The following is a 14,956-nucleotide window of genomic DNA, read 5'->3' on the forward strand; positions in this document are numbered from 1 at the left end:
ACCATTCGTTCGCCTTATCAAGATTGTATTTAATTAAATCGCCCAGCCGCCAGCATAGAATGCGACAAGGACAATGGCGATAATAATGGTGCCGATGTTGAGTTTTTTCACATCGCCACTCACGATACGACCAATCACTAATGCCGCAAATCCAAGCATGATACCGGTTACGATGTTTGCCGTTAACACGATGAATACTGCACAAACTAAGCCGCTCATTGCGCCGACGAAATCATCGAAGTCTAATTTGCTTACATTGCTTAGCATTAATAAGCCCACATACATTAACGCCGGCGCAGTTGCGTAACCAGGCACTAAGAATGCAAGTGGTTGGAAGAATAACATTAATAAGAACAATACGCCGACGACGATAGCGGTGATACCCGTTTTACCGCCTGCGGCTGTCCCTGCTGCAGATTCGATATAAACGGCGGCTGGTGCAGTACCGAATAAACCTGAGAATAAGCTACTTACAGAGTCAGAGGTTAAGGCTTTACCACCGTTGATGATTTGTCCGTCTTTATCTAATAAGTCCGCTTGTCCTGCAACGGCACGAATAGTACCTGTTGCATCAAATACAGCAGTCATCACTAACGCAAAAACAATCGGTAAAATAGCTGGTTGTAATGCGCCTTGTAAATCTAATTGTAAGAAAAGTGAGTTTTCACCAAAGGTTGGCATTTTGAAGATTTGGCCATTGAATGTGACGTTTGGATCGAAGATTAAACCTACGATAGTAATGGCGATGATGACCCACAAAATCCCGCCTTTCACTTTCATTTTTTCCAAGCCGATAATGAATGCAAGGCCAATTAAAGACATCATCACAGGGAACGAAGTGAAATCACCTAATTTAACCGGTAAACCCGCTTGGTTGCCGACCACTAAGCCTACGCCATTTGCGGCGATTAAAAGTAAGAATAAGCCGATCCCGATCCCCGCACCGTGTGCAATGCTTGACGGTAGATTACGTAAAATCCATGAACGAATACCTGTTGCCGAAATTAAGGTGAACACCAAACCCATAAGAAATACAGCACCTAATGCCACAGGAATAGAAACATGTTGACCGATCACTAAGCTAAATGCAGTGAAAGCAGTTAATGAAATGGCACAGCCGATCGCCATTGGCGCATTTGCCCAAAAGCCGATTAAAATCGAACCAAGACCCGCGACTAAACAGGTTGCGATAAACACTGATTCAGCCGGAAAGCCTGCATCACCAAGCATTTTAGGCACAACAATCACGGAATACACCATGGCCAAGAAGGTGGTTAAACCCGCGATGATTTCTTGACGAACCGTTGAACCGCGTTTGCTGAGTTCAAAGGTTTTTTCTAAACTTGACATAAAGTCCCCTAGGTTAATAATCAAAAAAAAAGACGTGCTATTTTATAGCAATTTATTTAAAAGTAAACGTTTGCGCAATCGTTTTTTTTGTCAGTCTGGCGGGAAAGTGCGGTCAGTTTTGAGGATGTTTTTCGCATATTTTTTTATCGACTAAAAACTGCTATACTCTGAAAGTTTTTAACGTAATCAAAAAAAGGAAAAACAATGGCTGATTTTAATCAAATTTTAACGCCAGGCGATGTAGATGCCGGCATTATCAATGTGGTAAATGAAATTCCAGAAGGTAGCTGCCACAAAATCGAATGGAACCGTAAAGTTGCAGCGTTCCAATTAGACCGTGTTGAGCCAGCGATCTTCGCAAAACCAACTAACTATGGTTTCATTCCACAAACTTTAGACGAAGATGGCGATGAGTTAGACGTTTTATTATTAACTCGCCAACCACTTGCAACTGGTGTATTCCTTGAAGCAAAAGTAATCGGTGTAATGAAATTCGTTGATGATGGCGAAGTGGACGATAAAATCGTTTGTGTGCCAGCAGATGATCGCGATACCGGCAATGCATACAATAGCCTTGCAGATGTACCAGCGCAATTAATCAAACAAATTGAATTCCACTTCAATAACTACAAAGCATTGAAAAAACCAGGTTCAACGAAAGTAACTCACTGGGGTGATGTAGAAGAAGCGAAAGAAGTGATTCGTGAATCAATCAAACGTTGGAATGAACGTTAATTTTTCATGTTAGTGAATTTAAAAGGCATCAGATTGATGCCTTTTTTATTTATCTACTAGTATTAAAAATGCGAATGTTGGAGTGGGTTCAGAGAATACTTATGTGATATTCTCTGTTGTGAAAATAAAAGCAAAGAATCATATCAATGTGTTAGTAAACCTTTTTTTATATACAAGGAATATTGAATAACCTGATTATAGATAAAGGTTTAAATTATTTGGGGAAGAAAAATGATTTATATGAATCCAAAAATGAGAGATTCTTTTAATGATGTTTGTAGTCATGAAAATTTATCTACAGAATTATCTTGCATATTAGATAAGGGGTTTGTTGAGATAAATAAATGTGTTTTTTTTAGTTGGTTATGGAGTGATGAGTATAGTAATGATATAACTATTGATAATATTAGAGAGCAATTTTTAGATTTCTCTGGGTATGAGTTTTCTATTAATAAAATATATATTGAAGATTATATCCATAAGAATGTTAAGAAAGAATCATTTTGTTTTGTTAATGCTTTCAAGGCTAAATGGAATAAAGTCTTTCCTAATAAGCCTTGTGTCTTGTTTTTGTGTTTTAAAAGTAATGAGTTTGGTTTTAGTTCTATATTCAGTTTTCATGTTAAAAGGATTGGTGAGTGCATTTTAGATATTTCTAGTATTGAGAAGTTTGAGGATGAAATATATGTGGAAGTATTAAATTGAATTTTAATGATTGGATATTTAAGAAATATATCTCTTAGAATTGAGCATTGTAGGGCTAAGCTTTTAGATATTTGAAATGAATATAACTAAAAGTATCTAATACAAAGTGCAGTCAATTTTTAAAACTTCTCAAAAACTGACCGCACTTTTGTCTTATTGAATATCGTTAAAATGAGAAACGTAATTCTGCATTAACATTATTCGCTTTCGTATCGTGGTTATAAGCACCTTGATAGCCGACTTTTACGCTAAATGCTGGTGTGAACTGCGCTTGTAATGCAACACCTGTCGTGACGACATTTTTCAATTCTTTACCATAAAGATTTGCTACACCTTGATTATTGATAACCAAGCTACCTTCAGCGGCTTTATCTTTGTGGAAACGATGATAAGCTACATCACCTAATAAGTTTAATTGAACGCCACCGATTGCAAATGGAATGGATGGACGTAAACCTGCAGAGGTGACGATTAAATCACGATTGTTGTCTGTTAACTGCACTTCGCCTTTTGTCACACCTTTATTTTTGATATGCATATAGCTTACGCCTGCATAAGGTTCAATCGCAAAATGTTCGCCTTTTAAGCCAGTGTAAGCAAGTTCAGCAAAGACATTTTGTGTTTGGCTATGGCTTTTCACTCCTTGTGCAAATTCAGCGCGTTGTTCATGTTTACCCCAGCTTTGAATAAAGCCAATTTTCGGTGTTAACACGTTGAAACGATGTTCAGCTGTTAAGCCTAAATGCACAGCACGATCTTTCGAAGTGCGGTCAATTTTGTGGCTATTTTGTGTTGAACCAACAAATACACCTAAATGTTTGTTTGTATCAATGGTTGCATCAATACCCACAAGTTGATTGTATGCGTGGCTGCTTAAACTATCCGTGTTGAAGTGAGTGAAGGTGCCACTTGTCCAAATTTGTGTGCCGGTATTAAGTTGCGCTCTTACTGCACCTGGTTGGGCAAGTTGCTGACGAAGCAATAAGCCATTTAACACATTGTGTTGTTGAGCCGCGAGATCTTCATCATAGCTTAAACGAGCAAAAGCTTGTCGAGCATTCTCTTTTGTTCCCCAAATAAGGCTTTGGTAAGCCGTACTGTTTGTTGCTGCATCTAAGGCATTAGCGATAGCCACTTCATTTTCAGTCGTTGCTGCAGATGAAAGGGCTTTTTTCTGAACGGTTACTTTCAACGTATTTGCATTACTTTCATTTTTAACCGCAAAGAAATCATAATTGCGAGGTGTTTCAACTACCGCATTTTCAGCCCCCACAAATGAGCCAGTACCTTGCACAGATACCGCTCTTTGTGGATCTTTTTGTAATTGAGGCAGAATTTCTTCATCAAATTTATTTGGCACTAAAACAGAACCGTCTGCAAAGGTGGCATTGACGTTAGCAATACCATTATTCAGTAAGAAACGACCACCTTTTTCCACTGTAGCAGTGACTGTTTTCGCGGTGCTGGTTAAGGTTTCAGTAACAAATCCATTCTCACTTGGTTTAGTGACTTCCGCTTTCGGTAACACTTCCAATGTTGCACCTTGTTTTACGATGACTTGTTGTGCCGAACCAAGGGATTGATTTAACCCTGAAAGCTGACCTTCATTCACAGTAATTTCACCGGTGAAGCTGTTATTACCGGTGAGGGTTAAGGTGCCAGAACCATTTTTAGTTAAGGCGCCAACATAACCTTGTGCGGCACGTTCATTACGAGCCACTTCACGCGCTAAACCTACTTGATATTCAGCTTTTTCTTCTGCTGTCGCGCCTGCACGATTTTGCATTAACGCTTGTAATTCAGCTTTGCGTGTTGTCCAAGTAGCCGCTTCAGCTTGATCTTCGACTTGACGTGCTTTGATGGCTTTATCGCTAATATCATTTGACCAAACATCATTTTGATTGAGGTTGATTTTTACGTTTCCTAAGAATTGACCTGGGCCAAACATGGCTTTGCCAAGATCTAAAATCCCCCAACCCCAAACGTTACTCGGTACACCTTGTTCGGTTTCCCAACGTTCTAACGGTTTACCTTCAAGCCCTTTACGAAGCGTGGTCTGTCTTGCTGTGGTCAGCATGACATCTCGTGCTTGATCGGTTGTCATGTATGGATAGCGAGAAAAGATGACACCTAACGCACCACTTACGTGAGGTGCAGCCATTGAAGTACCACCAGCCGATTTGTAGATAGGATCGCCATAAGTGTTGTTGTCTTGTAATTGAATATAGGCGGAATAGATGTTGGCGGATGGTGCCGCAATCGTCCACCATTTTGAATGGCCGGCGAGGTTAAATTCTTGAATATCTGCACCTGCTTTTCCATCGCTCACATCGTCATTTGAGTCATTTGGATAGCCTTCACCTCCCACTTGCCCAGTAACGTTTACCCAGTATTTTTCTGCATCAGGTCTGAAATAAGGCAACATCGCACGCGTAAAGGACTCCGCCATCATACTGCGGTTACCCGCCGTGAAAACTTGAATCACTTTTCTATTCTTGGCTACTTCATAAGCCGCATCAACAAAGTTTTTCTCGCCACTTGTGACAAATTGATAATAAGCTTTTTTAGCTTCACCTAAGTTACTTAAATAAATATGTGCCGCAGGACTGGAAATTGGCTCAGGTGCTTTTGGAACATCATAATATTGCACGCCATATTCAGGCACATTACGCCAATCATATTTTGGTTTATAGCCTAACGCACCAGCAAAGGATGAATTGACACGACGGTTTGAACCCCAACTGTTATTAATCACTTTTGCTTCGGCATCGGCTAGGGCAGAGTATCCTTGCAAGAAGAAACTATAGTCTTGATTTGGACCATAGGTCATGTTGTCGTTACCACCGGTATTGGCAGAATACAGATTGGCACCGAATGCTACACCGTGCATTTCATTGCCGTCACGCGTTGCCGCCATTGTCCCGCCAACATGGGTGCCATGAGCATCATTGGTATATTTATGCCATGCCCCGTCAATATTGAAGGCTTCACCTTTAGTGAAGATGCCATTATCTGTTTTATCGAAATTGCGTTTGCCGTTTTTTACCGGCTCATTTTTATTTATTGGACCATTTCCCACCGATGCATCGGGATAACGCATGCTATCTTTACTATAAGTCCCTTCTGTTTTTACAACGTGGATTCGACCATCTTGAAATTCAGGGTGGTTTAATAGTACCCCCGAATCCATCACACCGATTTTCACGCCTGAACCATTAAAGCCTAGGGCATAGGCTGTGGAGGCATTCATTGAGGTTAAGCCCCAGTCTTTGAGGTATTCAGCGCTTTCCCAGCTTTTGGTATTACCGGCTTGGCCTTGTTCAGAATAAGCGGCTGCATTAGTAGCATACCAACCAACGAGTAATGCGAGTGCGGTTTTTTGAAGTGTTTGAGGTTTCATATTGTCTTCCTTTATCTTTTTGATTTTAAGAGACTATTATTCGCCTCATCGCGAAGCGCTTCAATGACTCAAATCAAAATTCCAGAGAAAAATGTTTATTCTGTGACAACGATCACACCAAAGTGCGGTCAAAAGAGGGGATAAATTTATGTATCGTAGAAATCAATGTTATAATTCGCGAACAAAAATAATTAAGGAGTAACTCATGGCTATTTTAGTAACGGGTGGTGCTGGCTATATCGGTTCACACACCGTAGTGGAATTATTAAATGCAAATAAAGATGTCGTGGTATTGGATAATTTATGCAATTCATCGCCAAAATCTTTAGAACGCGTCAAAGAAATCACGGGCAAAGACGTGAAATTTTATGAAGGCGATATTTTGGATCGTGCTTTATTACAAAAAATCTTTGCTGAAAACAGCATTCAATCGGTAATCCATTTTGCGGGTTTAAAAGCCGTGGGTGAAAGTGTTCAGAAACCCGCTGAATACTATATGAATAATGTTGCAGGTACGATTGTTCTCATTCAAGAAATGAAAAAAACAGGTGTATGGAACTTTGTATTTAGTTCATCAGCAACGGTTTATGGTGATCCGGAAATTATTCCAATTACAGAAGATTGCAAAGTGGGCGGTACAACCAACCCTTACGGTACCTCTAAATACATGGTGGAACAAATTCTTGCCGATGTTGCGAAAGCTGAACCGCAATTTAGCATGACGATTTTACGTTATTTTAACCCAGTGGGTGCGCATGCAAGTGGCTTGATTGGTGAAGATCCAAACGGTATCCCAAATAACCTATTGCCTTACATCAGCCAAGTTGCGATCGGTAAATTACCGCAACTTTCCGTGTTTGGTAGCGATTATGATACTCATGACGGCACAGGTGTTCGTGATTATATCCACGTGGTGGATTTGGCGATTGGTCACTTAAAAGCATTAAATCGCCACGAAAATGACGCAGGGTTACACATTTATAACTTAGGTACAGGTACCGGTTATTCTGTGCTTGATATGGTGAAAGCGTTTGAACAAGCGAACAATATTAAAATTCCATATCGTCTTGTTGCACGTCGTCCAGGCGATATTGCAACATGCTATTCCGATCCAAGTCTTGCAGCAAAAGAGTTAAATTGGACAGCAGAACGTGGTCTTGAGCAAATGATGAAAGACACCTGGAATTGGCAAAAAAATAATCCAAAAGGATATAGAGATTAATCTCATCATTGTTGGGCGGAGCATCATTCCGCCCTTAATATTTTAATCAGATAAAACACGCTCAAAAATAACCGCACTTTATGTCAGAACAATCCCTTTCTAGTCAAATATTTACCCGCAAAATGCTGATCTGTGTCTTCACTGGATTTAGCTCAGGTTTACCACTTTTTGTGTTATTGCAAATGTTGCCGGTATGGCTGACAGATAAAGGGCTTTCCGTTGAATTAATCGGTGCATTGACAGGAGTGATGGTGCCATATGGTTTGAAGTTTTTATGGGCGCCATTATTAGACCGCTATTTCCCGCATTTTTTAGGGCGTCGCCGTAGTTGGTTATTGATTTCTCAAGTGGTTTTGCTGATTTCCCTTTATGCGATAAGTCAGTTTGATCCGGTGGCAGAATTAAGTACGGTGGCTAAAATTGCCACATTCATTGCTTTTTTCTCAGCGACACAAGATATTGTGCTCGATGCTTACCGTCGTGAGATTTTAACGGATAATGAATTAGGATTGGGGAACACCATCCACATTAATGCTTATCGCGTTGCAGGCTTAATTCCTGGGGGACTCTCGCTTTATTTAGCGACGATTTATCCATGGGAAACTGTCTTTTTATTGACTGCACTTTGTATGCTAGCGGGCATATTTATGACGCTCTTTTTAGCAAAAGAACCGCAGATTGCACAGGTCGATCGTGATCAACCTTTCTATATGGTGTTTTGGATACCCTTGAAAGAGTTCTTCCAACGCAAAGGTGTCGCCCAAGCGATCGGTTTTTTACTCTTTTTGTTCTTGTATAAATTTGGTGATTCATTTGCCACTACGTTACAAACGAAATTCGTCTATGACATGGGCTTTGAAAAAGAACATATTGCGTTGGTGGTAAAAAGTACTTCACTTTGGGCGAGTATCTCTGCTGGTCTCGTGGGGGGCGTGATAATGTTGCGCTTAGGGATTAATCGTGCATTATGGGTATTTGGTTTTATCCAATTAATCACTATTGGTGGATTTATTTGGTTAGCGGCATTTGGGCATTTTGACCAAATTGGTGCCGCAGAACTTTGGAAATTAGGTTTCGTGATTGCGGGTGAATATATCGGTGTCGGTCTAGGCACAGCCGCCTTTGTCGCCTTTATGGCCCGTGAAACCAATCCGCTTTATACTGCTACTCAGTTAGCCTTATTTACCAGTCTTTCCGCTTTACCGAGTAAAGGGCTTGGTATGTTATCGGGTTACTTGGTTAAAGCAGTAGGCTACTATCATTTTTTCTGGATTTGTTTATTCCTCGCTATCCCAGGAATGATTTGTTTATTCTGGGTGGCACCATGGAATGAAAAAGGAAATGAAAAAGCTTAAAATAAAATAAAGTGCAGTCAAAATTAACAGCAAAATCATTTGACCAAACAAGGCTTTAACGGTATTTTAAACAGGTCTATTATTTATTGGAGATTCGTATGAAAATTATTCTTTTAGGTGCACCTGGTGCAGGAAAAGGCACTCAAGCACAATTTATTATGAACAAGTTTGGTATCCCACAAATTTCAACAGGGGATATGTTCCGTGCAGCGATTAAAGCAGGGACAGAATTAGGTAAACAAGCAAAAGCATTAATGGATGAAGGGAAATTAGTACCGGATGAATTAACCGTGGCGTTAGTAAAAGATCGTATTTCTCAACCAGATTGTGCAAATGGTTTCTTATTAGATGGTTTCCCACGTACGATTCCACAAGCGGATGCGTTAAAAGATTCTGGCGTGAAAATTGATTACGTTTTAGAGTTTGATGTACCGGATGAAGTGATCGTTGAACGTATGAGTGGTCGTCGTGTACACCAAGCGTCTGGCCGTTCTTATCACATCGTTTACAACCCACCAAAAGTGGAAGGTAAGGATGATGTAACGGGTGAAGATTTAATTATCCGTGCCGATGATAAACCCGAAACTGTGTTAGATCGTTTAGCGGTTTACCACAAACAAACCAGCCCATTAATTGATTATTACCAAGCTGAAGCAAAAGCAGGTAATACGCAATATTTCCGTTTAGATGGTACTCAAAAAGTGGAAGCTGTAAGCCAAGAGTTAGATAAAATCTTAGGTTAAAATAGACTGGAAACTGACCGCACTTTGAAGATTAAAGTGCGGTTAATTTTTCAAACGGATTTTGAGATCGTAAATTGAGATCGTATTTGGGGACATTATGAGCAAGAAAAGAACAATAGCATTGACGATTTCGGCTATCGCAGTGGCACTTGGGATTGGCGCACAATTTTACACCAATCATAAAATCGATCAGGTGTTAAAAAATTTCCCTTATTCTTTGGATAATCAAGCGACATTGAATGTGACGCAAACGTCAAAAAACTTTTTTATTCGTGAGTTGATCTTTAGTGTAAAAGATAGCGATGCGAAAAGTACAAATGTGATTTCAACCAAGCTCACCGCGCTGCCTTTCTTCATTACAGCGGAGTCTCAGTTATCTGATCAATTAATCCGCCAATTAAATAAAACATTAAATATCACAATTGATAAAAATACAATTAATAGTAAATTTTCGCCAGTAGGGGATTATTTACAGTCTGATATTTTGACGGAATTCCGTGATTTTGCGAATAAGTCCCAAAACCTTTCTATCGGTCTTAATTTCTTAAAGAATAAAGAAGTTGAGCTAAAAACAACCCTTAGTGGTTTTAATTACGATAAAGACACTAAACTGGAACAAATTGAAGGTGAAGCTCGCCTTGTGCCAGTCGGTGTAAATCAGTATGACCTATCAAGTATAGAATTAACGGCAAAAAATGCTGAATTAGCGTTGTTAAATGGCGAAAATACACATATTTATCTTAAAAATGCGACTTACCATTTTGATGTAAAACCAGGTGAGGCAGATAAACGTGATCTGAGCACAAAATTCAGCAGTGATATTTTGCGCATTGCCAATAAAACCCGCACAACGGAAGAAAACCAAGCGACAGCCGGTGGTTTGAATTTATTGATTAAGCAAAATGGCGTGCCAAGTGCGGTCAATTTTCATCATGAATTTAAAAAATTAAGTGATGGCTCACTAGACATTAAAGACGGCGTCAATTTGTTAACGAAAATTTTTACACAAAACGATCGTTTCGATGGTTCGTTATCCGTGCTTTCTGTCAATGTTCCTAAAAATAATCAACCTTACTTTAACTTACAAAATGCTGGTCTTGAACTTAAGTTGGCAAATACGGATTTAACCAAAGCCAATGTGGATTTCAAATTAAATGTTAAAAGTGTGAAGCAAACCCCAGCTGATGAAGAGCGTAAATGGGAAGCTAAAGGCGGTAAAGTTAATATTCAGTTAGAGGATTACAACGTGGCAAACGAATTGGCATTTGTCCCGTTTTTATTAGATGCGTTTGCTGAGAAAGAGGCTCCGGCAAAAGACAATAAAGATTTCTTGAATGCCAAAGATAAATGGGTGAAAGAGTTTAGTGGTAAAACCAATATTGAGGCAGCATTAAAATCATTTAATATGGCTGATTTAGTGCTTGATGACGTATCAGCCAGTGATAAGACGGAAACGTTAGACAATGATCAATATAATGAACATATCACATTGTCTGCGAATAAAGCCAGTTATCCAAGTGCAGGCTTTCAATTTGAAAAATTAGCGGTTGATGCACCATTTAAAATTAACCATAGTAAAGCACATTTATCAGCAAGATTTTGCTCAGCACCATTTTATGGGGCTTTATGTAGCACGCATTTAACGTCAGCAACATTTGATAAATACATCAAAAATTCATGGAAAGAGCTTGATTTAATTGTTGATAATGCAACGTTGAATTTAAATCTAAATACTTATCCAGAGACTAATGCTTATTCTGTTAAATTGGAAGTGAGTGGTATTGTGCCTCAAGTGCCAGAAGATGATTCATCAGACATGATTCCAGATAATATTGAAGGCACATTTAATCTGACATTAAGTAAAATGTTGTTTGATGATCAAAATGAAAAAGCCTTGGCAATTAAGGAAAATTCATACTTTTGGCAATATTTAAGTAGCTTTGTGAAACATGATGGGAAACTTCACCGAGAATTTGTAGAAGAAGGTGATAATTACGTTTCTAGAGTGGAAAAAACAGAAAATGGCTACTTAATTAATGGTCGTACGCTTGAAGATCTTCGTCAAGAAAGCATGATGGAGACTGATGAGGGCGAGGAAGGAAAGCCGGAAGCGACTGACTAGCTGTAAAAGATAATATAAAAAATGACCGCACTTGAGATTAAAAGTGCGGTCATTTTTTTAGCTGTTTTAATTACTTCACTAATCCACCACTTGCTTGCAAATCAGCATGGTAAGAAGAGCGAACAAATGGACCACAGGCCGCGTGTTCAAAGCCCATTGCATTGGCTTTATCACGGAATTCATCGAACTCAGCTGGTGGCACATAGCGCGCAACCGGTAAGTGATGGCGACTTGGTTGGAGATATTGGCCCAGTGTAAGCATGGTGACGCCATTCGCACGTAAGTCTTCCATTACTTCAAGAATTTCTTCGTTGGTTTCACCTAATCCCACCATTAAGCCTGATTTAGTTGGAATGTTTGGGAACATTTCTTTGAAATCATGAAGCAATTTTAAAGACCATTGATAATCGGCACCTGGACGAATTTCTTTATATAAACGTGGTACATTTTCCAAGTTGTGGTTGAACACATCTGGTGGATTGTCTTTTAATTTTTCTAAGGCTTGAGTAATACGTCCACGGAAATCCGGAACCAAAATCTCAATTTTGATGCCAGGGTTTAATGCACGCACTTCTTTTACACATTCAGCAAAATGACCTGCACCACGATCAGGTAAATCATCGCGGTCTACAGAGGTAATCACCACATATTTCAACTTCATATCTTGGATAGTTTCAGCTAATTTACGTGGTTCATCCGGATCGGGCGGTAATGGTTTACCATGTGCAACGTCACAGAAAGGGCAACGACGAGTACAAATTGCCCCCAGAATCATAAAGGTTGCCGTACCATGGTTAAAGCACTCGTGTAAATTTGGACAAGACGCTTCTTCGCAGACAGAATGTAGGCCATGACGACGCATCCCGTTTTTGATGGTCTCGATCTTTAATGAGCTAGATGGCAATTTGATTTTCATCCATTCCGGCTTTTTCAATAATTCTTGATTAGGATCGATGTTTTTAACAGGGATGATTGATGTTTTGGCTGCATCGCGGTATTTTACGCCGCGTTCCATTTTAAAAGGCGTTGACATTGTTCTTTCCTAAAGAAAAATGCCTGATTCAGGCATTTTTTATGTGTTATAAAAGTGAATGTTATAAATTTGTAACATTATAGCCCAAAAGTTCGGCAAAGTGTTTAATTAATTTGGGGGAAACCTTGTCAAGTGTCGCCTCTTCTTTACCGATAAAGTCAGCAAGTTGACACATTTCAAGTCCTGCATAGCCACAAGGATTAATGCAATGGAAGGGATTGAGATCCATATTGATATTAAACGCTAAACCATGGAAAGAACAGCCTTTGCGGATACGTAAACCTAATGAACAGATTTTTTTGCCGTCGATATATACGCCTGGTGCATCAGGTTTGGGATAACCTTCAATGCCATAGTCTGCTAGGGTTTTTACAACGGATTGTTCAAGTGCGGTCACTAATTGGCGAACATTTAAATGTTCATGACGTTTAATATCAATGAGCACATACATGACCTGCTGACCAGGACCATGATAGGTAATTTGACCACCACGATCCGATTGTACAACAGGAATATTAGTGTGTTGTAATAAGTGTTCCGGTTTGCCAGCTTGGCCTTGCGTGAAGACAGGATGATGCTCAACTAACCAAATTTCATCGGTGGTTTCTGCATTTCGATTATCCGTGAACTCCTGCATTTTATGCCAGATTTCTTGATAATCTTGTAATCCTAATTGACAGACAACTAAATCAGTATTGCTCATCTTAGATAACCATTTTGACGCCTTCAACTTTTGCGAGTTCTTTGTAAAGGGTTTCTACTTGCTCAAAGTTTTGCGCCACAATATCAATTGATACAGAATTATAGGTACCTTTGCTGCTACGTTTTTCCTTTGGAATATAATCACCCGGTAAGTATTTTTGTACCACAGCGATTAGATCTTGAGCCAAATTTTCACGGTTAACGCCAGCCACTTTAAATGTCATTGCAGCAGGAAACTCCATTAATTCTTTTAGTTTTTCATAATCATTTTCGGTTGTCATTTTGCATCCTTATTTAAGAGTAAGGTGCGTGAATCAGTTAAATTCACACACCTTACGAATTTATTGATGTGATATAAATGGGGAAGTGCGGTTAATTTTCAAGGTGTTTAGTCAAATAATCCTTTAACCGTTAACACTAACCAGTCCCAACCTTTACCTAAGAAGCCGCCTTCTTGTACATCTTCTAATGCTTGAAGATTCACGGTAGCGACATCTTTACCGTCTAATTGATAAACGATTTTACCCACCACTTGGCCTTTTGCTAGAGGTGCTTGTAAGTATTTGTTATCTAATTCGTAACGTGCTTTTAAGTCAGCTTGTTTACCTTTTGGCACGGTAATAAATCCATCTTGTAATACACCAACTTTTACCTCACCTTTATCACCGTAGTAAACCGATTGTTTTGAAATTTCTTCATTGGCTTTGTAGGTTTTTAAGGTTTCAAAGTTAGCAAAACCCCATTGTAAGAGTTTTTTACTTTCAACTTCACGGCCTTTATAAGTAGGCACGCCCATGACAACAGAAATCAAACGCATATTGTTTGGACTTGTTGCTGATGCGACAAGGTTATAACCTGCTTGGCTTGTGTGACCAGTTTTCATACCATCAACGTTAATGGTTTTATCCCATAATAAACCATTGCGATTAGGTTGTTTGATTTTGTTGAAAGTAAAGTCTTTTTCCGCGTAGATTTTATATTCTTCCGGTAAATCACGAATAATGTGCGCACCAATAATGGCCATATCACGTGCAGTTGAATATTGGTTTGGATCATCTAAACCGTGTGGCGTAGTGAAGTTGGTATTTTTTAAGCCAAATTGTTGAACGTATTTATTCATGGTATCAACGAAGTTAGCCACTGTACCTGAAATATGTTCAGCTACAGCTACACAAGCATCATTGCCTGAAACAATAATAATACCTTTGTTTAAATCACCTACAGATACTTGTTGATTTAAATTTAAGAACATTTTTGAGGAATCAGGGAAATTTCTCCCCCAAGCGCTTTCACTAATCGTCACCATATCTTCATTATGGATTTTACCTTGTTTTAATGCCGCACCAACCACATAGCTGGTCATCATTTTCGTTAATGAAGCAGGGTATTGGCGCTGATCAGGGTTAAGTGATGCCAGTACCGCACCAGAATTGTAATCCATTAAAACATAAGTTTGCGCATTCACTTCCGGTACTGCGATACCATATTGAATGTCTTCAGATGCAGCAAATGTTGATGCTGCCATTAATCCCGAGCATAGTACAATTTTTTTCAATTTTGCAGATTGTTTTAACATAGCATTTCCTTTA

At 39.2% G+C, this 14,956-nt stretch carries 12 protein-coding genes; 6 read left to right on the forward strand and 6 right to left on the reverse strand.

The genetic code is table 11. The annotated features are described in order from the left end of the window. Nucleotides 1-33: 33 nt before the first annotated feature. Nucleotides 34-1,350 carry an NCS2 family permease gene (locus HMPREF3263_RS03430; RefSeq protein WP_005700018.1) on the reverse strand — a complete coding sequence of 439 codons (1,317 nt, stop codon included), beginning with the start codon at nucleotides 1,348-1,350 and terminating at the stop codon, nucleotides 34-36. Nucleotides 1,351-1,554: 204 nt separating this feature from the next. Here HMPREF3263_RS03430 and HMPREF3263_RS03435 point away from each other — a divergent pair, with 204 nt between their 5' ends. Beyond that, the gene (locus HMPREF3263_RS03435) at nucleotides 1,555-2,085 is read left to right on the forward strand and encodes an inorganic diphosphatase (RefSeq protein WP_005695476.1); all 531 of its coding nucleotides are present in this window, start codon (nucleotides 1,555-1,557) and stop codon (nucleotides 2,083-2,085) included. 231 nt (nucleotides 2,086-2,316) lie between these two features. After that, nucleotides 2,317-2,790, forward strand: coding sequence for a hypothetical protein (locus HMPREF3263_RS03440; protein ID WP_070852965.1), 474 nt, complete (start codon nucleotides 2,317-2,319; stop codon nucleotides 2,788-2,790). 166 nt (nucleotides 2,791-2,956) lie between these two features. Here the strand turns inward: HMPREF3263_RS03440 and HMPREF3263_RS03445 are convergent, their stop codons facing one another. Continuing rightward, the gene (locus HMPREF3263_RS03445; RefSeq protein ID WP_070852966.1) at nucleotides 2,957-6,190 is read right to left on the reverse strand and encodes a S8 family serine peptidase; all 3,234 of its coding nucleotides are present in this window, start codon (nucleotides 6,188-6,190) and stop codon (nucleotides 2,957-2,959) included. 205 nt (nucleotides 6,191-6,395) lie between these two features. Here HMPREF3263_RS03445 and galE point away from each other — a divergent pair, with 205 nt between their 5' ends. The 4 genes from galE to HMPREF3263_RS03465 all read left to right on the forward strand — a co-directional run bounded on the left by galE (nucleotide 6,396) and on the right by HMPREF3263_RS03465 (nucleotide 11,632). After that, on the forward strand, nucleotides 6,396-7,412 hold the full coding sequence (gene galE, locus HMPREF3263_RS03450) for a UDP-glucose 4-epimerase GalE (protein WP_070852967.1): 1,017 nt from the start codon (nucleotides 6,396-6,398) through the stop codon (nucleotides 7,410-7,412). Between the two features lie 80 nt (nucleotides 7,413-7,492). After that, nucleotides 7,493-8,767 (forward strand): MFS transporter, encoded by a 1,275-nt coding sequence (locus HMPREF3263_RS03455; RefSeq protein ID WP_070852968.1) that lies wholly within the window; start codon nucleotides 7,493-7,495, stop codon nucleotides 8,765-8,767. A gap of 98 nt (nucleotides 8,768-8,865) precedes the next feature. Further along, the gene (gene adk, locus HMPREF3263_RS03460) at nucleotides 8,866-9,510 is read left to right on the forward strand and encodes an adenylate kinase (RefSeq protein ID WP_005695482.1); all 645 of its coding nucleotides are present in this window, start codon (nucleotides 8,866-8,868) and stop codon (nucleotides 9,508-9,510) included. 97 nt (nucleotides 9,511-9,607) lie between these two features. After that, entirely contained in the window at nucleotides 9,608-11,632 is a 2,025-nt protein-coding gene (locus HMPREF3263_RS03465) for a hypothetical protein (protein ID WP_070852969.1), read from the forward strand. A gap of 70 nt (nucleotides 11,633-11,702) precedes the next feature. On the opposite strand, the gene lipA is transcribed toward HMPREF3263_RS03465, so the two are convergent. The 4 genes from lipA to HMPREF3263_RS03485 all read right to left on the reverse strand — a co-directional run bounded on the left by lipA (nucleotide 11,703) and on the right by HMPREF3263_RS03485 (nucleotide 14,943). After that, complete coding sequence (lipA, locus tag HMPREF3263_RS03470) at nucleotides 11,703-12,665, reverse strand: lipoyl synthase (protein WP_005697928.1); 963 nt, start codon at nucleotides 12,663-12,665, stop codon at nucleotides 11,703-11,705. 61 nt (nucleotides 12,666-12,726) lie between these two features. After that, nucleotides 12,727-13,368 carry a lipoyl(octanoyl) transferase LipB gene (lipB, locus tag HMPREF3263_RS03475; RefSeq protein ID WP_005697810.1) on the reverse strand — a complete coding sequence of 214 codons (642 nt, stop codon included), beginning with the start codon at nucleotides 13,366-13,368 and terminating at the stop codon, nucleotides 12,727-12,729. 1 nt (nucleotide 13,369) lies between these two features. Continuing rightward, nucleotides 13,370-13,648: a DUF493 family protein YbeD gene (ybeD, locus tag HMPREF3263_RS03480; RefSeq protein WP_005697916.1), complete on the reverse strand. Its 279-nt coding sequence runs from the start codon at nucleotides 13,646-13,648 to the stop codon at nucleotides 13,370-13,372. A gap of 107 nt (nucleotides 13,649-13,755) precedes the next feature. Continuing rightward, a complete protein-coding gene (locus HMPREF3263_RS03485) occupies nucleotides 13,756-14,943 on the reverse strand; it encodes a D-alanyl-D-alanine carboxypeptidase family protein (RefSeq protein WP_005697865.1) in 1,188 nt (395 codons plus the stop codon). Nucleotides 14,944-14,956 lie beyond the last annotated feature (13 nt).

This window comes from Haemophilus sp. HMSC61B11 (assembly GCF_001838615.1).
Classification (GTDB): Bacteria; Pseudomonadota; Gammaproteobacteria; order Enterobacterales; family Pasteurellaceae; genus Haemophilus_D; species Haemophilus_D parainfluenzae_AD.